Raw genomic sequence first — 23,173 nt, forward strand, 5'->3', positions numbered from 1 at the left:
CTACCAGAGATTTGCCTTTGGTTTGTAGGGGCCGCCCTCCGTGGCGGCCCGCGTGAGGCCAAGGGGAACAACCCAGTCGCCCCACCTCAATACGGGGCCTTCTCGACCGCCTTCGCGGGCGGGTCGATGCCGAGCCCCTTCGCCAGCATCGGCGCGACGATCAGCGACGACTTCCGCTCGGTCTGCTTCCCGAGCGGCGGCACCCCGGCCCCGAACGCCATCACGGGGACGTGCGTGTCGTAGGGCTGCGGGCTGCCGTGGTTGGTGCCCACGGCGTAGGTCGTGATCTGGACGCCGGGCCGCGGGACCGCGATCACGTCCCCGCAGCGGTCGGCCCGGAACGCCAACTTCGCTTTCGCCCCGAAGCTACCGTCCGGGAACGTCTCCGCCTCCAGTTGCTTGCTGGTGAACGCGGTCTCGATGTACCCCTGCTTCGCGAGCCAGTCGCGCGCCGTCGCCGCCACGTCCGCGGGCTGAAGCCCGCGGGCGGCGATCGCCGTGTGGTTCAGGTACACCCACGGCCAGATGCGGTCCATGTCCCGCGGGTCGGTCGTCTCGAACCACCGCGTCGGGCCGCCGGGTTGCTTCTCGTAAGCGGCCGCGAGGGTGGCGTCGAGCCCCTCGTACACGTCGGTCACGCGAACCCGCCGGGCCGTGTCGAACTTCTTCTGCTCGGGGACGGGGCTGACGCCGTGGTCGGCCGACAGCACGAGCGTGTACTTCCCCTTGCCGACGGTTGCGTCGAGGAACGCGAGCAGGTCCGCGACGAGCTTGTCGGTGCGGAGCGTGGCGTCGAACACCTCCCAGGAGTCCGGGCCGAAGGCGTGGCCGATGATGTCGTTCGACGAGAAGCTCAGGCACAGCAGGTCGCGGGCGTCGCCCTGCCCCAGTTTCTCGGCCGCGACCGCCTTCTTCGCGAACTCCAGGAGCAGTTCGTTCCCGGCCGGGGAGCACTCGACGGCCCCGAAGTAGGGAGGTTCGGGCTTGGTGAGCGCCCCCTTGTACCGGTGCGGGAACACGCGGCCCTGCTTGTTGACGCCGGTGCCCTCGCCCGGCGCGTCGTCCGGGTTGCCGGTCACTTTCGCGTAGTCGAGGTCGGGCCGCACGCGGTCCCACGTCGCGTCGAACCACTTCTCGGCGGGCTTCGGGGCGTTGAACTCGGCGACCCAGGCGTGCGGCTGGTCGCGGTAGTACGTTCCGGTGTGGAACAGCCCGTCGCGGACGTCGAAGCAGTACGCGGCGTCGGGCTTCAACCCGCCCATCAGCACCGCCGTGCGGTCCTTGATCGAGAGCGAAACCACCCGGCCCTTCCCCCCGTCGGTAGCCTTGAGTTTGTCGCCGACGGTCTCGACGAGGAGGCGCTCGGGGCTGAAACCGGTGTCGGCCCCGCGGGCCGCCCCTCCGGCGTCGGCGGGCAGCGGCGGCACGAGGTCGAACGGGCGCGTCGGCTGGCAGCAGTAGACCCGCTTCGCCGCTTTGCGGTCCCACCAGTCGTTCTCGATGATCCCGTTCACCGACGGCGGCGCGCCCGACAGGAGCGAGGCGTGCCCCGGCCCGGTCGAGGTGCAGGCGTAGGGGATGTGAACGTCGGAGTACCAGACGCCCTCTTTCTTGAGCCGCTCGAACCCGTCCGGGCCGAAGTGCTCGGCCCACTTCGCGAGGTAGTCGCCCCGCATCTGGTCGAACACGACGAGGACGACGAGCTTCCCGACGGGCCTGCCGGTCGCGGGATCGACCGGCTGCTCCTGGTCGAGTACCGCGACGACGGGCTGAAGGTGCCTGGTGACGTACCGGGCCGCGACCACCGCCGTGAGGCCCATGAAGGCGAACAGAACGACACTGCCGCGTGACATGACCGCTCCTCGTGTGCGTCGGGGCGGTTGTTGTACGGGCCGGGCGGGCCGGCGGGCGTCACTCGATGTTCGCGACGACCCCGCTGTTGGCGTTCCAGAACCCGCAGAACGCGTCCATGTCCACGCCGAACCGGATGTTCCGCACCGAGCCGTCGGCGCACGCGGTCGGGGCGACACCGGTGTGGGAGCTCCCCTGCGTCCACTGCGAGTCGAGCGTCAGGCCGCTGGCGACCGTGTTGAACGTCGAGGTGTCGGAGTCGGCCTGGATGCCGACCCAGGCGCGATTGGTCCACCACGCCTGCGCGCCGCCGTCGCCGCCGGTCACGGCGTCGAACGGGTAATCGTTCCGCCCCCCGCCGTTGTAGTCCTTCGGCTTGACCCCGCGGTGCGCGACCATCCCGGTGTTCGCGGTGCCGTTCGCCCCGCTGATCTGGGACAGTGTGAACGCGGGCGCCCACTTGAGCTTCGCGGGCTGGTTGCACCACCCGCCCATGATCGTCCACCACTGGTCCACGCCGGCCGCGGAGCCCTGGTTCGGCCCGCGGTGGTTCTGGTCCCACGCCGCGGAGTGGACGCTGGTGTAATCGGTGTACGCGCCCACGGAGGTCGTCCGCCGGCTCGGGCACAGGTAGATCGCGACGGGCGACGCGGCGCCGCCGGTAAGCGCCGGGTTGGTCCCCTGTTCAATGTGCGGGAGGACCACGACGTGCCAGGCCTGTTGCGGTTCGCCCGGCGGGAGCTCGGCGTTGTTGCCGCCCGCCGAGTACCCGACCGGTAGCCGCATCCGGACGTCGTGGTACCCGTGCAGCCCCAACGCGATCTGCTTCAGGTTATTCCCGCACTTCATCCGCGAGGCCGCCTCGCGGACCTTTTGGACCGCGGGGAGTAACAGGCCGATGAGGATCGCGATGATGGCGATCACGACGAGCAGTTCGATGAGCGTGAACCCGTGGTTCCGCCGCGAGTGGTGGGGCATGACGGCAGTCCGGGGGGAGAAGTGAGGTGCGGGGCCGGGACGGTATCACCCGCGTCAGACCTCCAGTTTCACCCCGTTCCGGTGCCGCGTCAAACACAATCACTCGGACGCGGGTTGTGGCCGGTAAAGGCGACGCCGGCACTCCCCCACCGCTCGCCCGGCCCATACATTTCCCGTAACCCCGCCCCGAACGCTGCCGGAGCCGTCCGACCATGAGTACCGACGCCGATTACAAACCGGGCCTCGAAGACGTTCCGGCCGCCAAGTCCGCGGTGAGCTTCCTCGACGGGAAGAAGGCGGTGCTGGAGTACCGCGGCATCCCGGTCGAGGTGCTGGCCAAGGAGAGCAGTTTCGAAGAAGTGTCGTGGCTGCTCATCAAGGGCGCGCTCCCGACGCAGAAGGAACTCGCGGACTTCGACCGCGAGTTGCGGCAGCGGCGGTCGATCCACTTCCGGCTCAAGGACATCATCCGCAACATGCCCGGCGACGGGCACCCGATGGACGCCCTGCACGCCACCGTCGCGTCCCTCGGCATGTTCTACCCGTGCAACACGGTCACCGACCCCGCGAAGAACTGGGACGCCACCGTCCGCCTGATCGCCGCGCTGCCGACGCTCGTCGCGGCGTTCGCCCGGACCCGCCGGGGCGACGAGATCCTCGACCCGCGGCCCGACCTCGACCACGCCGGCAACTTCTACTACCTCCTGTTCGGCAAGGAGCCGACCCCGGCGATCCGCAAGGTGCTCGACGCGTGCCTCATCCTGCACGCCGAGCACACGATGAACGCCAGCACCTTCACCGCCCGCGTCACCGGCTCCACCCTTGCCAACCCGTACCAGACCATGGCCTCGGCCATCGGCTCGCTGTCCGGCCCGCTCCACGGCGGCGCGAACGAGGAGGCGCTGCGGCAGTTCGAGGAGATCGGCGGGCCGGAGAAGGTGAAGCCGTGGCTCGACGCCAAGCTCGCGGCCAACCCCAAGTACAAGGTGATGGGGATCGGGCACCGCGTGTACAAGGTAAAGGACGCCCGCGCGACCGTGCTCCAGGAGATCGCCGAGCACATGTTCGCCGAGTCGAGCCGGCCGAAGTCGTACGAGACGGCGCTGGAGCTCGAACGGGTGTGCGCCGGGATCTACGGGCCGAAGGGGATCTACCCGAACGTGGACTTCTACTCGGGCGTCGTGTACTCGGCCATCGGCATCCCGACCGACGTGTTCACGCCGATCTTCGCCATCGCCCGCGTCGCCGGGTGGCTCGCCCACTGGACCGAGCAGCTCGTCGGCAACCGCATCTTCCGGCCCGAGCAGGTCTTCACCGGGAAGAACGACCAGAGGTACGTCCCGCTCGACCAGCGGCCGTGACGTAGGGGATGGGAATTCGAGCCGCGGGCCCGAAAGGAATGCGTCCGCTGACGGTGTTCCTTCCCGGGTGGCCCTCTTCCCTTCCGACCCGGGGTTACGAACGATGTCACGGATCTCCGACGCGCTCGAACAGCTCGACACGGCCCGGAAGTACACCGCGGCCCGGGTCGACACCGTTCCGCAGGCCGACTGGTTCACGGTCCCGCCCGGCGGCGTGTCGCACGTCGCCTGGCAGGTCGGCCACATCGCGATGGCCGAGTACCGCCTGTGCCTGGAGCGGCTCCGGCCCCGCACCCCGGCCGACGCGGCGCTCGTCTCGGATGAGTTCCTGAAGTTGTTCGCGCGGGGCTCCGTCCCCGGTCCGCGGTCCGACTACCCGCCGGCCGCCGAGATCCGCGAAGTGTACGACCGCGTCCACGCCCGCGTGATGGATGAGCTGCCCGCGTACCCCGACGCCGACCTCGACCGCGAGCCGCTGATCCCGCACCCGCTCTACGCGACGCGCATCGCCTCCCTGCGGTACGCGCCGCTCCACGAGATGCTCCACTGCGGCCAGATCGCGATGATCCGCCGGATGCTCGGCCACAAGCCCGTCTGGTGAACCCCGCGCGGCCGCCCGGGGTCGTTACACCCGACAACAACAGCCCCGGTCGCCAACGGGGCCCCACCGCGCCAACGGGAACGTGACATGCTCGACGCCGACTTCATCCGCGACAACGCCGAGGCCGTGAAGGCCAACTGCCGGAACCGCGGCGTCCCCGAGTTCCCCGTGGACCGCGTTGTTGCCTTCGACGCTCAACGGAAGGAGTGGGAGAAGAAGCGCGGCGACACGGCGGCCAAGAAGAACGCGATCAGCGGGCAGTTCGCCAAGGCGACCCCCGAGGAGCGGGTCGCGCTGAAGGCGCAGGCCGCGGAACTGGACAAGGAAATTAGCATCCTCGACGCCGAGTTGAAGATCCTCGGCGACGACCTGCTCGTCAACCTGATGCAGATCCCGAACGTCACCCACCCCGACGCGCCGGTCGGGAGCGACGCGGCCGCGAACACGGTCGTCGCCCAGTTCGGCCAGAAGCGGACCTTCGACTTCAAGCCGAAGGACCACGTCGCGCTGTGCGAGGCGCTCGACCTCGCCGACTTCGAGGCCGGCACCAAGGTCGCCGGCCAGAAGTTCTACTACCTGAAGAACGAGGCCGCGCTGCTTGAGATGGCGCTCGTCCAGTACGCGATGCAGACGGTGCTGAAGCACGGGTACACGCCGGTCATCACCCCCGACCTTGCGCGCGTGGAAGTGCTCGAAGGGATCGGGTTCCAGCCCCGCGACCCGAACCCCGAGACGCGGCAGGTGTACAAGGTCGCCGACACCGACCTGTGCCTGATCGCCACGGCCGAGATCACCCTCGGCGGCATGCACCGCGACCAGATTTTTGAGGAAGCGCAGCTCCCCTTGCGGTACGTCGGGCTGTCGCACTGCTTCCGCACCGAGGCCGGGGCCGCCGGCCGCGACACCCGCGGGCTGTACCGGGTCCACCAGTTCACGAAGGTCGAGATGTTCGTGTTCTGCACCCCCGAGCAGAGCGAGGCGGTGCACCAGGAAATCCGCCAGATCGAGGAAGAGATCTTCAACGGCCTCGGGCTCGCGTTCCACGTCATCGACACCTGCACCGGCGACCTCGGCGGCCCGGCGTACCGCAAGTACGACCTCGAAGCGTGGATGCCCGGCCGCGGCACCGGCGGCGACTACGGCGAGATCACCAGCACCTCGAACTGCACCGACTACCAGGCCCGCCGCCTGAAGGTGCGGTACAAGGGCAAGGGGTTCAAGGGCACGAAGTTCGTCCACACGCTCAACGGCACCGCGGTCGCTTGCACCCGGGCGCTGGTCGCGATCCTCGAAAACGGCCAGCAGGCCGACGGCTCGGTCGTGATCCCCGAGGTGCTCCGGCCGCTCGTGGGCAAGGACGTCATCACCCCGCGGAAGAAGTAGGCGGCGGTCGTGGAATCAGGCAGCGCGCCCGGTGGGTGGGTGATCGCGCCGCGCTGCGGGTGGGGGGCACGCACGACGCTGCACCCGATAAGTCACCCCACTCCAGCACCGCTCCTAAAGTCAAAGGAGCACCGAGAAGTGACGGGCGGCCTTTCCACCCGCCCCCGCGGCCCGTATTCTGATTAGTCTTGAGTGTTCTCGACGATTTGGAGCTGATTCGATGGCGAAGCGCATGTCCACCCGCGTCCGGTACGACCGGATCCGCGACAACCACGCGATCTCCCGCACCAAGAACGGGCACCTGAAGCGCAAGGAGCGCGCCAACCGCGACGAGCGGATGGCCGGGCTGATCAAGGCCGGCAAGTTCCCGTACACCCCGGCCATCCAGAGCTGGGCCAGCGTGCAACTCGGCCTGCCCTTCACCCAGTTGACCGAGGAACAGGTCAAGACGCTGGTGAAGTGAGCCGGATCGGAGACGCGACGACGGGCGATCGGGGGGCTTCTGCCCCCCGCGTTCGTTTCCCGTGCGTCGGCGTCACCGCTCCTGGAGCGTCGCCGGGATGCCGTTCGCCGGCAGCAGCGTGATCTGCGGGTTGGTGCCGACCTCGCCCGGGTCCACCGTGAACCGGTACCGCTGGCCGACGGTCGCCAGGATGATCGCGGCCTCCATCAGCGCGAACGTGTTCCCAATACAGACCCGCGGGCCGCCGCCGAACGGGAAGTAGGCGTACCTCGGGAGCCGCTTCGCCAGCCCGTCGAGCCACCGCTCGGGCCGGAACGCGTCGGGGTCCGGCCCGAAGTACCGCGGGTCGCGGTGCGTCACCCACTGGCTCATGAACACCGTGTACCCCTTCCGCACCCGGTAGCCGCCGAGTTCCAGGTCCTTCGTCGCCTCGCGGCCGATCAGGTACACCGCGGGGTACACCCGCATCGACTCCGTCAGCACCGCGTCGGTGTACGGCAGGTGGGGCAGGTCGTCGGTGGTCGGGGACCGCCCGCCCAGCACCCGCGCCCACTCCTCGACGAGCTTCCGCTCCGCCTCCGGGTGCGTCGCGAGCAGGAACCAGCTCCACGACAGCGTCAGGGCGGTCGTCTCGTGGCCCGCGAGGTACAGCGTCATCGCCTCGTCGCGGATCTGGGCCTCCGTCATCCGCGAGCCGTCGTCGTCCTGCGCCGCCACGAGCCGCGACAGGAGGTCGTCCCCGGACTTGCGGGCGCGGGCCGTCGCGATGAACCCGTCCACGACCGTGCGGAGGTGAGCGACCGCCCGCCGGATGCGGACGTTGTGCGGCGTCGGCACCCACAGGGGAAGGTTCACGAGCTTCGCGAACCGGGCGGTGAGCAGGTCGAACGCGGTGCGGAGCCGCTCGACGAACGCGGCGCGGTCCCCGGGGTCGTCGAGGCCGAACAGCGTCTTCAGGGCGATCGCGCTCGTCAGCCGGCCGAACTCGGTGTGGACGCTGACCGCCATCCCGGAGCGCCACCGGGCGAGCATGTCGCGGGTGAGGTCCGCCATCACCGGCGCGTAGGCCAGCACCCGCTGCTTCAGGAACGCCGGCTGCGAGAGCCGCCGCTGGCGGAGCCAGAAGTCGCCCTCGCTGGTCACCAGCCCGTTGCCGAGCACGGGCATGTAGTTCCGCGCGCCGAAGTGCTTGATGTAGTGCTTCGCGTCGGTGACCAGCACCTGCTCGATCAGGTCCGGGTGGTTCGCCAGGAACACGCGGCGGAACGGGCCGAACCGGAAGCTCGCGAGGTCGCCGTACTCGCGGGCCAGCCGGACGTAGAAGTCGAGGCGGTCGCGTGCGAACTCGCGGAGGTTCCCCGCGATGAGCGTTCCCTTCGGACCCGGCGGCAGGGCGTCGGACGGCATGGCACTCCACTCCCCGGGGCGAACTGGGCGGTGCTATCATAGTCGCCGGTGGGTGCGAGGGAACGGCGAGTGGCGCTGGCGTCAGCCCGCCCCAGCCGCCTCACGGGCGGCGCGCTCGCTCGAACCGATCAGCGCGTACAGTTCCGCCGGCGCGAACCCGGGCGGCACCGGCTCGCCGCGGTGGTGGGCTTCCGCGTTGAGGTGGCACGCCGCACAGAGCGCGATGCCGTTCTCGGCGACGTACCCGCCACTGGGCATCTCGTGGCGGTCGGTGATGTGGTGGGCATCCAGATCCGCTTCGGCCCGATCCGGCGTGGAGGCGAACCCGCACACTCGACACGAGTACCCGTCGCGCGAAAAGACGGCCGACCGAAAGCGGCGGCGAACGTCCTGCTTGGTCCGTGACACGGGCGAACTCCGGGGTCGGTGGGGCCGCCCTCAAGACCCCGGATCCGGCGGCGGGTTCGCGCCGCCAGCCGATCCGGATGTGTGAACGCCGCAGGCCGCGAACAGTCGCGGGAACACCGGGAGCACGCCGAACACCCGGTGCCAACCGCGGTTCCGGGCGACGGCCGGCCGGCTGCAAAAGCTGCACCGCAGTGCGGTTCCGTCCGGCAGGCGGATCGCCTCGGCCCAGCGCTCTTCCCCGTGGCGGGCGATCTCGTCGCGGCCGACCCCGCGGCGGTCGAGTTCCCCCTCCATCAGGTCGAGCGCCGCGGGCTCCATCCCCTCGCGGTAAACGGTGACCCGGTCAAGGAGTTCCTCGTTTTCGGCCCGGCGGATGTATTCCGCGACCCGCCTCAAGTTGAAGCCGTGCATCCGCTCTCCTGGGGCGGAACCGTTCACGGTTCCGGGGGTTGAGGGAGTGAAGTCCGTGAGTTTGGGAACGCGCTGCGGTCCCCGTGCGTCTCAGAGGTTGGGAGAGTCCGCGACTGCCCCGCCGGGAAAATTGTAGACGGCTTCGGCGGCGGCGGTTTAGACTACACCCAACACCCCCAAGCCAGCGACAGGCACGCCGTCCCAGCCCCTCCCCCTCGGGGCCTACCAGCAACGGGAGAAGACCGGATGATTCGTCTACCCCTCACCGCCGCACTCGCGGCAGGCCTGCTGTGGGGCTCATCGAGCCCCGCCGCCGCCCAGGCCACCAAGGACAAGGACGCCCCGACCGCGCCCAACGACACCGCCAAGGCGCAGCCCGCACCGGCGGCCGGCGGCGGCTCGCCCCAGGTCCAGAAGATCAACGAACTGATCGCCAAGGGGTGGGCGGACTCGGGGGTCAAGAAGGCGGCCGGCAAGTCCACCGACCTCGAGTTCATGCGGCGGGCGTTCATCGACCTGATCGGCCGCATCCCGACGCCGGAGGAGGTCTACGACTTCGAGATGGACAAGGCCGGCAACAAGCGGGCCAAGCTCGTCCACCGGCTGCTCAACGACACCGCGTACTCCCCGAAGGACCCGACCGGCAAGCCGGTGACCGCGATTAACGGGCTGAAGATGCCCAAGGGCGGCCTGGACTACCGCGACGCCTACGCCGCGAACTTCGCCGAACTGTGGACCAACTGGATGCTGTCCCGCAGCAACACCCACCCGCAGTACCGCGATCAGTTCCGCGTGTGGCTCACCGACCAGTTCGGCGGCAACCGCGAGTTCCCGGACGGCACCCCCTGGAACGTCCTGGTTCAGAGGATCATCGGCGCCAGCGGCCGGACCGGCACCAACAACGCCGTCGTGTTCGTGCTGCGGCACCTCGGCGACCCGCTCGTCGACGCCGACGCCGCCCGAAAGGGCGAGCGCGAGGACGTGGGCAAGGACGGCCGGTTCGACGCCGTCCCCGTCACCTCGCGGGTCACCCGCCTGTTCCTCGGCGTCAAGACCCAGTGCGTGCAGTGCCACAACCACCCGTTCAACAAGGAGTACGTGCAGTCCGACTTCTGGGGCATCAACGGGTTCTTCCGCCAGACCAACCGCAGCGGTAACACCAACGTGCCGGTGATGCGGAACAACCAGACCGGTGAGGTCGCCGCGGTCCCGCAGCTCGAAGTCACCGACGAGCCCGCGTGGAACATGCAGGGGCTCAACGACACCGGCCTGGGCAAGGGGATGGTCCGGTTCGAGCGCCGCGACGGCCAGAAGTCGGCCACCGCGCCCGCCATGCTCCGCGACATGGTCCAGTTCGCCGCCGGCGAGAAGTTCTCGAGCAAGCAGCTCGCGTCGGGCGAGATCCCGTCCAAGCTCGGCAAGATGACCCGCCGCCAGGTGCTGGGCGTGTGGATCAGCGAGCACGACAACTTCTCGAAGGCGTTCGTGAACCGGATGTGGGGCCACCTGTTCGGCCGCGGGCTCAACAAGGAGCCGTCGGTCGACGACTTCAACAGCAACAACGAGGTCGTCCACCCCGAGCTGCTCGAGTACCTCGCCGCCGAGTTCTCGAAGTACAACTACGACCCGAAGAAGCTCCTGGAGTGGATCTGCTCCAGCGACGTGTACAGCCTCAGCCACGTCGCCAGCCCGGGCCACGCCGACCAGAAGTTCGACCCGTTCTTCGCCCGGATGCAGCTCAAGGCCATGTCGCCCGAGGTGCTGTTCGACTCCCTCGCGGTCGCCACCCGGGCCGAGACCCGGCGCGACGAGAAGGAGTACGCCCGGCTCAAGAGCCAGTGGACCGGCCGCCTCACCCAGAACTTCGGCGACGACGAGGGGAACGAGGTCACGTTCAACGGCACCGTCGTCCAGGCGCTGCTGATGATGAACGGCCGCGAGATCAACGCCGAGGTCGGGGCCGGCAAGAAGGGCAGCGGCGGCGTCGTCGAGGACATCATGAAGAAGAAGGGGACCAACCCCCGTGCGGTCTACGACGAGCTGTTCCTCATGACCCTCACCCGCCACGTGACCCCCCAGGAGCTCGCCAAGCTCGAAGAGGTCCGGCTCGGCAAGGCGGTCATCGACATGGGCGGGGGCACGCCCGCCCCGACCACGGGCAAGGGGCCGAACCCGAAGGTTCCGCCGAAGGGCGGCACCAAGGCCGTCGTCCCCGGGGCCAGCAGCAACGACGACGTCACGTTCTACCAGGACGTGTTCTGGGCGCTCCTGAACAGCAGCGAGTTCATGCTCAACCACTAACCGGTTGACCCGGAACGCACGAGAGCCCACCCGGGACCGGGTGGGCTCTTTCGTTTGTCCCGGGCGGGTCACTGCGCCGCTTCGGCCGCGGTCGCCACCACGAACGGTTTCGACAGGTCCCGCCGCGTCGCGCTCGCGCCGTACACGTCCACCTTCTTGTTCGCGAACCGCTCCAGGTCCACGCCCTGCCCCGCCACGATGTAGACCGACACCACCCCGGGGCTCGTCTCCAGCGCGTAGGTGCGGCGGCCGTCGATCGCCAGGGCCGACCGCACGAGCCGGCCGGGGCCGGTCCACTTCCCCCGCTCGTCCCTGGGCTCGGCCGCGGCGGGGGCCGGCGGCACGCCCGTTACCGGGGCCGGGCGCTCGGGCGGGAGCGACGTCGGGCGGACCGGCGAGTTGCTCGGGGTCGGCGGCGACGCCGGCGGGACCGCGCTCGGGTACGGCCCGCCGGTCCGCTTCCGCTCGCGGATCGCGTGGATGCGGGTGTAGCACAGGTTGGCGGTGTCGTGGTCGCCGCCCGGCTCGTTCATCGTGCGGGCGAGCTGGAAGTAGATCTTCTCGGCGTCGTCGAGCCGGCCGTCGCGCTCGGCGGCCTCGGCCTGCGCCCACAGCGGGTTCTGCACCGAGCGGCCGGCGGGCGTCCCCTGCGCCCCGCCACCGGACGGCGGCGACAGCACGCTCGTGCCCGTCCCGCCGGTGGGAGACGCTCCCGTTGCGCCGGCCGCGACAACGGGCGGCAGGCTCTTTTCGGGGACCGAGTCGCGGACGGTGAACGCCGCGGCCGCGGGCTTATCGTAACTCACGGCTTGTTTCGGGAGGTACCGGAAGTCGCCGGGCGGCGGCACCACCGGGTACCACGTCTTCCCCTCGAACTCGATGCCCTTGCCGATCACCGTGAGGATCGTGCCGCCGGGCACCCTTGCTTTTTGCACCGGCAGCGGCTGCGCCAGGCCGATCTGCCCGGCCCGGAGCGTGGTGCCGGCCTCGTCCACCTCGACGAGTTGCGGGAGCGGGGCGTTCTTCTCGAAGTTGATGAACTGCGTCTGCACCCAGCTCACGGAGTTCATCCGCCCCGGCGCGTCCTGCACGGCGAGCCAGCCGTCCTCGTCGTGGTCCACGACGACTGGGAACCCCTTCGGGAGCGTCGCCGTCTCGGGGAACTTGTCGCTCGGCCCGGCCCGGAGCTTGGTCCCGGCGTCGGCCACCGTCGCGAGGTACGGCCCGGCCGGCGCCTGCGCGGCGGCGAGCGTAGGGGCGACGAGCGAAACCAGCCCGGCGAGGAGGGCGGGGCGCATGACGGTCTCCGTGAGTGCGGGCGCACCGGTCCGGGTTTGGGACGCGCATAACATCTGCGGGAAATGGGTCAAGGTCTGTCCGGGTGCCCCCCGCGCGCTACAACGTCCCCACCAGTCCCGTCCGCCCGACCCGAGGCTTCTCATGCCCGCTCCGACACTCGCCGACCTGGCCAAGATGTTCGACCACTCGCTGCTCCAGCCGCAGCTCACCGACGCGGACCTCGACCGCGGGCTGGCGCTGGCCGCCGAGTACAACGTCGCGTCGGTGTGCATCAAGCCCTACGCGGTGAAGCGGGCGGCGAAGCTCCTGGCCGGCACGACCGTCGAGGCGAGCACGGTCATCGGGTTCCCGCACGGCGGCAACCACACGGCCGTCAAGGTGCTGGAGAGCGAACTCGCCCTCGCCGACGGCGCGACCGAACTCGACATGGTCGTCAACATCGGCAAGGTGCTCTCCGGCGAGTGGAACTACGTGGCCAACGACATCCGCGCTGTGGTCGAGACCGCCCACAAGGCGGTCGCGAAGGTGAAGGTGATCTTCGAGAACGCCTTCCTCAAGGAGGAGCACAAGCGGGAGCTGTGCCGCATCTGCGGCGAGGTGCGGGCCGACTGGGTGAAGACGAGCACGGGCTACGCCGAAACCGGCGCGACGATCGAGGACCTGAAGCTGATGCGGGAGTGCAGCCCTTCGTGGGTGCAGGTCAAAGCCGCCGGCGGCGTGCGGACGTTCGAGAAGCTGCTGGAGGTGCGGGCGATCGGCGTGAGCCGCGTCGGGGCGACCGCCACCAAGGTCATCCTCGACGAGGCCAAGGCCAAGCTCGGCGGGTGAGACCGGAGCCGACTCATTGCTAACTGTAGCCGGCCTCTGTGAGGCCGGGCCTCCGGGAGTCGCCCAGGCCCGGCCTCGCAGAGGCCGGCTACAAAACACGGTGAAGGCCCCCGGGCGCTCACGCTCCCGGCTCGCCCTCATTTCTCACGGCAATTCGAGCACGTAGGCGGTGCCGTCGGCGTTTGCGGTGACGACCTGCTTGCCGTCCGGCGTGAACGCGAGGCCGTTGACGCCGACGGGCAGCGCCCACGTCCGCACCGCCTTCGGCTGCTTGAGGTCGCCCGGGGCCAGCGACCACGCCCGCACCTCGTGCTCGTTCGACACGGTCACGAACGTCGTGCCCGTCGGCGACACCACTAGCGTCCGCACGCCGCCCTTCTGCGGTGGAATCGTCGCCAGCACCTCGCGCTTCGCCACGTCCGCGACCTTCACCTCGCCCTTCTCGTCGGCCGCCACGAGGGTCTTGCGGTCGCCGGTGACGCCGAGGTCCTGGATGGCGTTGGCGAACAGCGGCCAGTTCGCGCCGAGCGGCTCCCTCTTGGTCACGTCCCAGATGCGGACGCCGCCGGAGATGTCGCCCGAGACGACCCACGCGAGGTCGGTGGTGAACGTCGCCGAGCGCACGTTGCGGCCCTTGTCGGAGATGGCCGCGTTCGGGACCGGGTTCCCCTTCCCGTCGTACAGCTCGTAGGTGTTGTTCTTGACCGCGTCGCCGACGGCCGGGCGGGCGGTCCACGCGGCGAACTTCGACCCGTCTTTCAGCGCGACGATGTTGTACACCTCCCCGGTCGGGACCGACTTGTTGAGCCGGCCCGGGTTGGTGCCCCAGAGGTGCATCCGGCCGGTCTGCACGGCCGGGACCGACCCGCCCATGACGAGCCCGTCGTCGCCGAGGAACGCGACCGCGTAGGGCGTGTCGGCGTTGCCCACGAGGGTGCCCACTTCCTTGCCGGTCGCCAGGTCCCACACCTTGATCGTCTGGTCGGTGCCGGCGGTGGCGACGAACTTGCCGTTCGGGCTTACGGCGACCGCGTTCACGCCCTGGACGTGCCCGCCCCCGCCGGTCACCTCCAGCGGCGGCAGCTCGAAGATGCGGAGCACCTTGTCCTTCTCGACGCCGACCGACGCGAGGTAGCGGCCGTCCGGGCTGAACGCGACGGCGGTGACCCAGTCGGTGTGCCCGCGGAGCCCGCGGACCTCGCTCTTGGTCTGCACGTCCCACACGTGAACGACCGCGTCGGCCCCGACCGCGGCGACGTACCGCCCGTCCGGCGCGAAGGTCACGCCGGTCAGCGGCGAGAGCACCCCGCCGGGCTTCGCGGTCCCGTCGAACTTCACGAGCGGCACCAGCGAGCCGTTCTCGGCCACGGTCCACACCCGCAGCGCGCCGTCGCCGCCGACCGTGGCGACGCGGTTCCCGTCCGGGCTGTACGCGAGCGAGCCGACGCCGGCGACGTGCCCGGTCTGCGCGAACAGTTCCTTCGGCGTCGCGGCGGTCACGTCGAGGACGACGACCGTGCCGTCCGCGAGGCCGGCGGCGACCTGCTTGCCGCCCTTGCGGACCGCGACGGCGCACACGGCCGAGCGGCCGGTCCAGGTCCACGCCGGCTTCCCGGTCTCGGGGTCGAACCCGCGGGCCGACTTGTCGGCCGACCCGGAGACGATGAGTTTCCCCTCGGCCGACGCGGCGACCGTCAGGACCGCGGACTGGTGCCCCGGCAGCTCCCTCACCACCTTCTCTTTGTCCACGTCCCACACCACGACGACCTGATCGCCGCCCGCTGCGACGAGCCGGTTCGAGTCGGGCAGAAAGGCGAGCGAGGTGATCGGCGACTTCGCGCCGGCGAGCGTCGCTTCGAGCTTGCCCGTCTCGGGGTCGTAGACGCGGACCGACCGGTCGGCCCCGGCCGCGGCGACCCGCTTCCCGTTCGGGCTGAACGCGACGGCCCAAAGCGAGTCGCCGGCCTCGGTCAGCGAGCGGTGGTCGTCGTCGGTCGCCATGTCCCAGACCCGGATCGCACCGTCCTCGGACGCGGACGCGACCTGCTTGCCGTCGCCGCGGGCCGCCACCGCGGACACCTTCCCCAGGTGCCCCTGGAACGCCCGCAGTTGCTTGCCGGACGTGACCTCCCAGATGCGGACGGTCCTGTCCTCGCCGCCGGTCACGAGCAGCGACCCGTCTGGCACCACCGCGAGGCACGCCACCGCCCCGGTGTGGCCCGAGTAGTCGCGGAGCTTGGTGCTGGTGTTCCCGGCGGTGGTGCCGTCGGGCTTGGGGCCGGCGGTCAGGCGGGCCGACCCGTCGCGGCCGCACGAGAACACCGAGGAGTTGTCCGGCCCGAACGCGACCCCCATGACCTCACCGGCGTTCACCACCTGGGCCGTCATCGCCAGCGGGTTCGGGGTGCCGGGCGCGTACACGGCGGCGAACGTGTTGCTGTCGCCGACGACGACCATCTTGCCGTTCGGGCTGTACGCGAGGGTCTCGATGCGGGCGTTGCGGGACGGGCTCGTGTACGCCGTCTTGCCGCCCTCGACCTCGTAGACGCGGAGGACCCCGTCGTCGGCCCCGACCGCGAGCGACTTGGCGTCCGGGCTGAAGGCGATCGCCTTGATCGGCTTGTCGGTCTTCCCGAGGTTCACCAGCGTCTTCCCGGCCCTGCCGTCCTCCGGGCTCCAGAGGTGCACCTGGTTCCCGCACGCCGACGCGACGAGTTTGCGGTCCTTGGGGTGGAACGCGACGGCGGTGACGCCGAGGACGTTCGTGCCGCCGCCGGCCGCCCCGCGGGTCGGGTCGTCGGGCTGGTCGAGGTGCCCGCGGTACGTCGCGACCTCGCGGCCGTTGGCGAGGTCCCACACCTTCACGGTGCCGTCCTTCGAGCACGACGCGAGGCGGGTGCCGTCGCCGCTGTACGCCAGCGCGTTGACGCGGTCCGCGTGCCGCAACCGGGCCTCGCCCAGCACGCGGGTGACGTGCTCCGGCAGGCCGATCGGGAGGTACGGGAGCTGCCACCGGGCGTCGCGGACGTACCGGGCCGCGACCTTGTCGTTGCCGGCCCTCGCGGCGGCCTCGGCGCGCCTCGCGAAGTCGTCGGCCCGGGCGAGGCTCTCGGCCGGGTACTTGGCCCTCACCGCCTGCTCCCGCTCCTCCGCGAACTTCTTCTGGAGCGCCTTGAGGTCGGGGCCGTCGGCCCGCACCCGGGCGAGCGGCGCGGCGGCTCCGAGGACGAGCGCGAGCACGGCGGTCGCGCGGGCGGCGGTCAGCATGGCGGTTCCCGGTGCGGGTCACAAGGCGGCGATACGTCTGAGTATACGCAGACGATTGGGGGCCGCGAAAGTAACAACCCGGCGGTGCCGGGCGCGCCGGCGGGCCGGGCCGATTTTCCGCCCGCCGGTGCGCCCGGCTCCTTGTGGCCCGGGCGGGCGGTTGGTATGGTTGAGGGAGAATCACACCGAGAGGTGCCGGGCATGGCTGAGCAGAAGCTGATCCTGGTCGTGGACGACGACCGCGAACTGGTCGAGGGCGTGCGGGCCGTTCTGGAGCGCCAGGGCTACAAGGTGATCCAGGCGCACGACGGGCACCAGGGCAAGCAGGCGATCTACAACCAGCAGCCCGACCTCGTCATCCTCGACATGATGATGCCGCGGATGGGCGGGTACCCGCTCCTCGAGCACTTCCGCGACAAGGCCGACGCGCCACCGATCATCATGATTACGGCCAACGAGGGGAGCCGGCACAAGGCCTACGCCGAGTGGCTCGGCGTGGTCGACTACATCCGCAAGCCGTTCGCGATGGAGAAGCTCCTCGACACGGTGACCCGGGCGCTCAACGCCCCGCGGCCCGCCCCCCGCGGGCCGGAGGCCCCCAAGGCCCCCGAGTAGCGCGGCTCAGAACCGCCGCTCGTGCTTCGGCTCGTCGCGGTCCTGGTTCGCGTCGCGGTCCTGGGCCAGGAAGTCCAGCTCCGGGTTCGGCACGTCGGGCCGCACCGCCGACGGGTCCGGCTGCAGCGGCGTCCGCACCGGCGTCGCCATCTCGTTCCGGTACGACCGCCACACGTACCACTTCGCCAGGTTCAGGCACCCGAACACCAGCGCCAGGAACCCGCCCAGGTTCAGCCGGAGCGGGTCGAAGCGAACGCCGAGGCCGGGGATGAACCAGTCGCGGAGGAAGATCCCCGCCGCGAGGAGCAGGAACAGGACCCCGAGCATCAACCGCATGGCGTGGACCGACATCGTGTTGCCCCATCATCAGGTAGGTACACACATCATACCCCGCACCGGAGTTTCGATCCGCGGGTTCCCAGTTTCAAGTTGAAAAGCCGCGCCCGCGGGGGCAGGCTGTAGGCTCCCCCCCCGCTCCCCCTGAGGCGACCGTGCCCGAGAAGTACCGCGTCGCCGTGATCGGCCGCACCGGCAAGGGCGGCTACGGCCACGCGCTCGACACCGTCTGGCTCAAGTGCGACCGGGCCGAGGTCGTCGCCGTGGCCGACGAGAACGAGGCCGGGCGCGCCGCGGCCGCGAAGCGGCTCGGCGCGAAGACCGCCTACGCCGACTTCCGGCAGATGCTCGAAAAGGAGAAGCCGCAGATCGTCAGCGTCGCAGACCGCTGGCCCGACTGCCACCGCGACATGGTCGTCGCGTGCGCCGAGTTCGGGGCGAACGTGTTCCTCGAAAAGCCGGTCGCGCAGACGCTCCAGCAGGCCGACGAGATGGTCGCCGCGTGCGAGAAGCACCACGTCAAGGTCGCGGTCGCGCACCAGACCGCGTACAGCCCGCGGGTGAAGGTCATCAAGGCGTTGATCGGCGAGGGGAAGATCGGCGACGTGCTCGAACTCCGCGGCCACGGGAAGGAGGACCGGCGCGGCGGCGGCGAGGATCTCATGGTCCTCGGAACGCACACGTTCGACCTGATGCGGCACCTCGCGGGCGACGCCCGGTGGTGCTTCGCTCGCATCCAGAGCGCCGGGCGCCGTGCCGTCGCCGGCGACGTGAAGCAGGCCGGCGAGCAGATCGGACCGGTCCTCGGGGACCACATCACGGCGACCTACGGGTTCGACGGGCTCGCCACCGGCCGCTTCACCACGCACGTCGCGAAAGCCGGGGCGGGTTCGCGGTACTGGCTGGAGGTCCGCGGCACGAAGGGCACGATCCACGTCGGCTTCGGCATCCTGCCCGTGGCGTTCCTGTGCGAGGACCCGGGCGGGCTGTTCGGTCCGCCGAAGGCCCCGTGGCAGCCGATCACCTCGGCGGGGGTGGGGAAGCCCGAGACGCTCGACCCAAAGGGAATCGACAACGGGAACATCTTCATCGTCAACGACCTGATCGAGGCCATCGAGAAGGACCGGCCGCCGCTCGACAGCCTCGCCGACGGCCGTGCGGCTCTGGAGATGGTGCTGGCCGTGTACGAGTCGCACCGCACCGAGCGGCCCGTCGACCTACCGCTCAAGAACCGCAAGCACCCCCTGGCGATGATGTGAGTGGCCCCGAGGGAGTGTGAAACTCCGATGAACTGCCGCTGCCGCGTTGCTTGCCGCACCCCGTCTCCGCTATGCTCTGGACACGGTCGGGCTGCCGCCGACCGCACCCCACCGAGTGCCGCCATGAAACACTTTGCCGTCGGGCTCGCCACCGCCGCTGCGCTGGCGGGCGTCATCGCCCTGTCCCGCTCCGAGTCGGCCCCGAACCGGGGCGCGCCGCAGGCGACCGGTGACCTCGTGATCGAGGCCGGCGAGAAGAACCCGTGGACCTCGCTCAAGCTCAACAGCGACGCCGACCAGTTCCAGTTCGCGGTCGTCTCCGACCGCACCGGCGGGCACCGCGAGAAGGTGTTCTCGCGGGCCGTCGCGCAGGTCAACCTGCTCCAGCCGCAGTTCGTCATGTCGGTCGGCGACCTGATCGAGGGGTACACGCTCAAGGAGGAGGTCGCCACCGAGCAGTGGGACGAGTTCGACGGGTACGTGAAGCGGTTCGAGATGCCGTTCTTCTACGTCCCGGGGAACCACGACCTCGCGAACAAGGTGCTCGCCACCAAGTGGGGCGAGCGGTACGGCAAGCGGTACTACCACTTCACCTACAAGAACGTGCTGTTCCTCGCGCTCAACTCCGAGACCCCGCCGGACGAGATGGGGACCATCGACAAGGAGCAGCAGGCGTGGCTCGCGAAGGTGACCGAGGCCAACAAGGGCGCGCGGTGGACGTTCGTGTTCGTCCACAAGCCGCTGTGGGTCGCCGCGGACCTCGACAAGAACGGGTGGGCGGCCGTCGAGACGGCGCTCGCGGGCCGCAACCACACGGTGTTCTGCGGCCACGTCCACCGGTACCAGGTGTTCGACCGCAACGGGGCGAAGTACTACCAGCTCGCGACGACCGGCGGCGGGAGCCGGATGCGGGGCGTGGAGTACGGCGAGTTCGACCACGTCGCCTGGGTGACGGTGAAGAAGGACAAACCGCTGGTCGCCAACGTGCTGCTGGAGGGCATCCTCCCCGCGGACCTGAAGGTGCCCGAGTCGGACGAGAAGGGCAAGCCGGTCAAGAAGGAGCCGACGTTCCCGGTGAGCGGCACGCTCAAGCTCGACGGCGAACCGGTCGCCCGCGCGACCGTGGCGCTGGCGCGGTACAACGCGGAGTCGAAGAAGTACACCAACATCGCCGACGGCCGGACCGACGATCTGGGCCGGTTCCAGGTGACGACCTACGCCCGGTTCGACGGCGCGCCGGCCGGCGAGTACGTGGTCACGGCCACCAGGCCGCAGAAGCCCGCCGACAAGACCGCGCCGAAGAACGTCCTGCCCGAGCGGTACGCGACCGCGGCGCTGACCCCGCTCAGGGCGTCGATCAAGGACGGCACCAACGACCTCTCGCTGGACCTGACGACCAAGTGACCCTGCCCTGCCCCTGCGAGTCACGGGGCTCGCAGGGGACGCGGGACGTGCCGGGGGCTCACCGCAGCGACGCGACGGGCGGCCGGGTCCGCTGTCGGACCATCCACCGCTCGAACACCTCGTAACCCAACAGTGGGATCACCCAACTGCTCCACGCGGCGGCGATGTACGCACCTTCGGGGCTCGCCACGCCGATCAACCCCGCTGCACCCGAAATCAGGCGCAGGACCACCGCCGAACAGATCAAGACGTAGGACCGCAGCATCCAGCGCCGGTGCCGGTCGTACCGGCGGCCGCGGGCGCATCCGACGCCGGCGACCGCACACGCCGCGGTCGCGAACGCCAGCAACACGAAACTCGCACCCGCCGGCCAGCCTCCGAAGGCGTACCGAGCCATCACGATGCTGCTCGGGAGTACCAGCACCAACAGCGCCATGACGTGCGCCCGACCGAGGTAGCGGTGAAAGCTGCCGCACCTGCTGCGGACGGTCTCGCTCAGCAGAACCAACCCGGAAACCAGCACGAGCGGGCTGGAAGCGATGTGGACGTAGAACGCCACGCGGTACGCGCCGGTGAAGGTCGCCTCGCGGCCGAGCAGGAAGAGTGACTCGAAGTCGGGCGGGAAGTAGTCGGGGTAGTTCGCCAGGATCGTGGCGAGGACTCGCAGGATCAGCACCACTGCGAGCCAGCGGAGAGCGGTCGTCAGGATGCGATATCGCGCCGCGGTGCTCAATCGAGGTTGACCTCTTCGCCACCCGCGACGGTGATCGCGGCGGTGAGCAGAGCCGGGTCGACGTGTGTAAGGAATGCTCGGACCGAGCCGTCCGCCATCGCCGCGCCAATCGCATTTGGGTGCCCCCCGAACGGCATCTGCGAAGGGTTCGCGACCGCCCCCGGCTCGAACCCGCGGACGGTCGACGTGCCCCCGCGTGCCCACGGCCCGACGTCCACACGCGTCTCCAGCAACGCAACGGTGTTCGAGGCACCATCCCTGATCGTCAGAAGCGAGGTCATGCGGTCGTAACCCATGAAGCCGATTCCCGCAGCACCCGCCGGGCGGTGGGCCGCGTCGAGCCCGACCCCGGACATCGCGACGTAGTGCGTCACCCCCTCGCCCTGCGCGGTCCCTTGGATCACGGGACACAGGAACGTCTTGATCGTGGTCTGGGCGGCCGAAGAGTTCTCGGCGTATCCCTGTTCCCTGCTGAAACGCCCGTAAAGAGTGTCCTGCTCCATGAAGGGCAGGATCGCGACCGTCCAACTCAACCGCTCTTCGGGGGCGGTCCCCGGCCCGAAGCACCCGGGAGGGAAGTGCGGCGGGGTTGCCGGTGTGGTGCCAGCGGCCGGCGGCGGCGTGAGTGGCCGGTCGCTTGCGTCGTGCGCGTTGTGCAGCGCCAGGATCAGTTGCTTGAGGTTGCCCGTGCACCGCGCTCGCTCGGCCGCTCCTCGAACGCGGCGGGTCGCCGGCAGCGTGAGCCCGACGAGGATCGCAAATATGGCGACGACTACCAGCACTTCGGTCAGGGTCACTCCGCGGCGCGTGGTTCGGGACACGGTCGGTCCTCGGTGCGGGAAAGGTGGCGGACGCCGTGCATCGTACCCGAATGCCCCGAGGTGCTCTACCTGCCGTCGCCTTGCTGGGTGCACCTCTGGATTTGAGCATCTTGCTCGGCGGGCGGGGGACGTGAGTCCCCCGCTCGCCCAATTCCACCGGGACGCCCGCCTCGCTCATCCGACGGTGAGCGGCTTGCCGTTGTCCCTGGGGCCGAGGTTCAGCAGGAACGGGGCGGCCTTCGCGGCCCACTGGTCGGGGTTCGGGAAGTTACTCGCCCCGTCGCCCCACGCCTGCCGGAGCATGTCGGTGTCGATGACCCCGGGGTTGAGCGGGACGGCCGCCATGCCGCGGGGCAGGTCCTGCGCGAGCGCGAGCGTCAGACCCTCGATGGCGTACTTCGTGGCGCAGTAGGGCGCGACGCTCGGCGACGTGCTCCGCCCCCACCCGCTCGACAGGTTCACGATCACGCCGCTCGCCCGCGCGACCATCGCGGGCGCGAACGCCTTGATGACGTGGAACACGCCCCGCACGTTCACGTCGAGCATCCCGTCGAACTCGCGGGGGTCCACCTCCCAGAGCGGGGCGGGGGTGTTCATGAGCGCCGCGTTGTTGACGATCAGGTCGGGCGGACCGAGGCGGGACAGGACGTCGGCCGCCCACGCTTGCACCGCCTTCGCGTCGGCCACGTCCACCGCCCCGAACAGGTGCCGGCCGGGGAACTCCTGTCGCAGCCCGGCGACGTGCCCCTCGTTCCGGCCGCACCCGGCAACCGTGTGGCCCGCTGCGACGAACGGCCCGACCAGCGCCCGGCCCAGCCCCCGCGTCGCCCCGGTCACGACGATGACCTTTCCCATCGCGGCCCCTCACTTGCCCAGTTGCTTGCCGAACACCTGAACCCAGTACCGCTCGCCCTTCGCGTTCCTGGCGACGGCGACGCCGATCTCCTCGAACTCCTTATTCAGGATATTGGCCCGGTGGCCCTCGGAGTTCATCCAGGCCTCCAGCACCTGGGCCGGGTCCTTCTGGTTCCACGCGACGTTCTCGCCGACGGCGGCGTACGTGTACCCGGCGTCCTTCACGCGGTCGGCCGGCATCTTGTCGTCGAGGACGTGGTCGAGCTTGTCCTGCTTGGCCATGTTATCGCCGTGCCCGCGGGCGGCGGCCATGAGCTTCGGGTTGGCCTTGAGCGGCGGCAGGTCGGCCTTATTCCGCTCGGCATTGGTCCGGTCGATGACCCCCTGCTCGTCCTTGCTGAGGACGAGTTCGTCCTTCTTGTCGGCCTTCTTCGGAGGCGCCTTGGGCGGCTGCGCCGCGGCGACCGCCACGACACCGACGAGCAGGAGGAGGGTGTAGCAGACGCGTGACATGTGCGGCCTCCAGGGCGACTCGGGGAGAGACGTCTGATTGTGTTCCGGTGGACGCGGCCGGGCAAGGCGGCACCCGGGC

General features: G+C 70.0%; 21 protein-coding genes. 9 read left to right on the forward strand and 12 right to left on the reverse strand.

Going from position 1 to position 23,173, the window contains the following annotated elements:
* Positions 1-86: 86 nt before the first annotated feature.
* Complete coding sequence (locus tag ACTIGN_RS33615; protein ID WP_439632241.1) at positions 87-1,853, reverse strand: alkaline phosphatase family protein; 1,767 nt, start codon at positions 1,851-1,853, stop codon at positions 87-89.
* A 58-nt stretch (positions 1,854-1,911) separates the two neighbouring features.
* Entirely contained in the window at positions 1,912-2,829 is a 918-nt protein-coding gene (locus ACTIGN_RS33620; protein ID WP_439632243.1) for a DUF1559 family PulG-like putative transporter, read from the reverse strand.
* Positions 2,830-3,041: 212 nt separating this feature from the next.
* Here ACTIGN_RS33620 and ACTIGN_RS33625 point away from each other — a divergent pair, with 212 nt between their 5' ends.
* The 4 genes from ACTIGN_RS33625 to ACTIGN_RS33640 all read left to right on the forward strand — a co-directional run bounded on the left by ACTIGN_RS33625 (position 3,042) and on the right by ACTIGN_RS33640 (position 6,637).
* Entirely contained in the window at positions 3,042-4,190 is a 1,149-nt protein-coding gene (locus ACTIGN_RS33625) for a citrate synthase (RefSeq protein WP_439632245.1), read from the forward strand.
* A 103-nt stretch (positions 4,191-4,293) separates the two neighbouring features.
* A complete protein-coding gene (locus tag ACTIGN_RS33630) occupies positions 4,294-4,791 on the forward strand; it encodes a DinB family protein (protein ID WP_439632247.1) in 498 nt (165 codons plus the stop codon).
* An 87-nt stretch (positions 4,792-4,878) separates the two neighbouring features.
* Entirely contained in the window at positions 4,879-6,174 is a 1,296-nt protein-coding gene (gene serS / locus ACTIGN_RS33635; RefSeq protein WP_439632249.1) for a serine--tRNA ligase, read from the forward strand.
* A 220-nt stretch (positions 6,175-6,394) separates the two neighbouring features.
* Complete coding sequence (locus ACTIGN_RS33640; RefSeq protein WP_439632251.1) at positions 6,395-6,637, forward strand: hypothetical protein; 243 nt, start codon at positions 6,395-6,397, stop codon at positions 6,635-6,637.
* Positions 6,638-6,709: 72 nt separating this feature from the next.
* On the opposite strand, the gene ACTIGN_RS33645 is transcribed toward ACTIGN_RS33640, so the two are convergent.
* From ACTIGN_RS33645 to ACTIGN_RS33655, 3 genes are all read right to left on the reverse strand, one after another.
* Entirely contained in the window at positions 6,710-8,044 is a 1,335-nt protein-coding gene (locus ACTIGN_RS33645) for a cytochrome P450 (protein ID WP_439632253.1), read from the reverse strand.
* Positions 8,045-8,125: 81 nt separating this feature from the next.
* The gene (locus ACTIGN_RS33650) at positions 8,126-8,452 is read right to left on the reverse strand and encodes an HNH endonuclease (RefSeq protein ID WP_439632255.1); all 327 of its coding nucleotides are present in this window, start codon (positions 8,450-8,452) and stop codon (positions 8,126-8,128) included.
* 30 nt (positions 8,453-8,482) lie between these two features.
* Complete coding sequence (locus ACTIGN_RS33655) at positions 8,483-8,863, reverse strand: hypothetical protein (RefSeq protein ID WP_439632257.1); 381 nt, start codon at positions 8,861-8,863, stop codon at positions 8,483-8,485.
* A 246-nt stretch (positions 8,864-9,109) separates the two neighbouring features.
* On the opposite strand from ACTIGN_RS33655, the gene ACTIGN_RS33660 reads away from it, so the two are divergent.
* Complete coding sequence (locus tag ACTIGN_RS33660; RefSeq protein WP_439632259.1) at positions 9,110-11,164, forward strand: DUF1553 domain-containing protein; 2,055 nt, start codon at positions 9,110-9,112, stop codon at positions 11,162-11,164.
* A 68-nt stretch (positions 11,165-11,232) separates the two neighbouring features.
* On the opposite strand, the gene ACTIGN_RS33665 is transcribed toward ACTIGN_RS33660, so the two are convergent.
* The gene (locus ACTIGN_RS33665; RefSeq protein ID WP_439632261.1) at positions 11,233-12,462 is read right to left on the reverse strand and encodes a hypothetical protein; all 1,230 of its coding nucleotides are present in this window, start codon (positions 12,460-12,462) and stop codon (positions 11,233-11,235) included.
* Between the two features lie 142 nt (positions 12,463-12,604).
* On the opposite strand from ACTIGN_RS33665, the gene deoC reads away from it, so the two are divergent.
* Positions 12,605-13,291, forward strand: coding sequence for a deoxyribose-phosphate aldolase (gene deoC, locus ACTIGN_RS33670; RefSeq protein WP_439632263.1), 687 nt, complete (start codon positions 12,605-12,607; stop codon positions 13,289-13,291).
* A 144-nt stretch (positions 13,292-13,435) separates the two neighbouring features.
* On the opposite strand, the gene ACTIGN_RS33675 is transcribed toward deoC, so the two are convergent.
* On the reverse strand, positions 13,436-16,558 hold the full coding sequence (locus ACTIGN_RS33675) for a WD40 repeat domain-containing protein (RefSeq protein ID WP_439632265.1): 3,123 nt from the start codon (positions 16,556-16,558) through the stop codon (positions 13,436-13,438).
* A 201-nt stretch (positions 16,559-16,759) separates the two neighbouring features.
* Between ACTIGN_RS33675 and ACTIGN_RS33680 the strand changes: the two genes are divergently transcribed.
* Entirely contained in the window at positions 16,760-17,173 is a 414-nt protein-coding gene (locus ACTIGN_RS33680; protein WP_439632267.1) for a response regulator transcription factor, read from the forward strand.
* A gap of 6 nt (positions 17,174-17,179) precedes the next feature.
* On the opposite strand, the gene ACTIGN_RS33685 is transcribed toward ACTIGN_RS33680, so the two are convergent.
* Positions 17,180-17,524 carry a hypothetical protein gene (locus tag ACTIGN_RS33685; protein WP_439632269.1) on the reverse strand — a complete coding sequence of 115 codons (345 nt, stop codon included), beginning with the start codon at positions 17,522-17,524 and terminating at the stop codon, positions 17,180-17,182.
* Between the two features lie 140 nt (positions 17,525-17,664).
* Here ACTIGN_RS33685 and ACTIGN_RS33690 point away from each other — a divergent pair, with 140 nt between their 5' ends.
* Positions 17,665-18,768 carry a Gfo/Idh/MocA family protein gene (locus ACTIGN_RS33690; protein WP_439632271.1) on the forward strand — a complete coding sequence of 368 codons (1,104 nt, stop codon included), beginning with the start codon at positions 17,665-17,667 and terminating at the stop codon, positions 18,766-18,768.
* A gap of 123 nt (positions 18,769-18,891) precedes the next feature.
* Positions 18,892-20,172, forward strand: a complete 1,281-nt coding sequence (locus tag ACTIGN_RS33695; protein WP_439632273.1) for a metallophosphoesterase — start codon at positions 18,892-18,894, stop codon at positions 20,170-20,172.
* 58 nt (positions 20,173-20,230) lie between these two features.
* Here the strand turns inward: ACTIGN_RS33695 and ACTIGN_RS33700 are convergent, their stop codons facing one another.
* The 4 genes from ACTIGN_RS33700 to ACTIGN_RS33715 all read right to left on the reverse strand — a co-directional run bounded on the left by ACTIGN_RS33700 (position 20,231) and on the right by ACTIGN_RS33715 (position 23,094).
* Positions 20,231-20,905: a DUF2306 domain-containing protein gene (locus ACTIGN_RS33700; protein ID WP_439632275.1), complete on the reverse strand. Its 675-nt coding sequence runs from the start codon at positions 20,903-20,905 to the stop codon at positions 20,231-20,233.
* On the reverse strand, positions 20,902-21,726 hold the full coding sequence (locus ACTIGN_RS33705; protein ID WP_439632277.1) for a DUF1559 family PulG-like putative transporter: 825 nt from the start codon (positions 21,724-21,726) through the stop codon (positions 20,902-20,904). Before ACTIGN_RS33705 ends, ACTIGN_RS33700 begins: the two co-directional genes overlap by 4 nt.
* 174 nt (positions 21,727-21,900) lie before the next feature.
* Complete coding sequence (locus ACTIGN_RS33710) at positions 21,901-22,581, reverse strand: SDR family oxidoreductase (RefSeq protein ID WP_439632279.1); 681 nt, start codon at positions 22,579-22,581, stop codon at positions 21,901-21,903.
* Between the two features lie 9 nt (positions 22,582-22,590).
* Positions 22,591-23,094, reverse strand: coding sequence for a CAP domain-containing protein (locus tag ACTIGN_RS33715; protein WP_439632281.1), 504 nt, complete (start codon positions 23,092-23,094; stop codon positions 22,591-22,593).
* Positions 23,095-23,173: the final 79 nt, after the last annotated feature.

The organism is Gemmata sp., from assembly GCF_051859125.1.
In the GTDB taxonomy this organism is placed as follows: Bacteria; Planctomycetota; Planctomycetia; order Gemmatales; family Gemmataceae; genus Gemmata.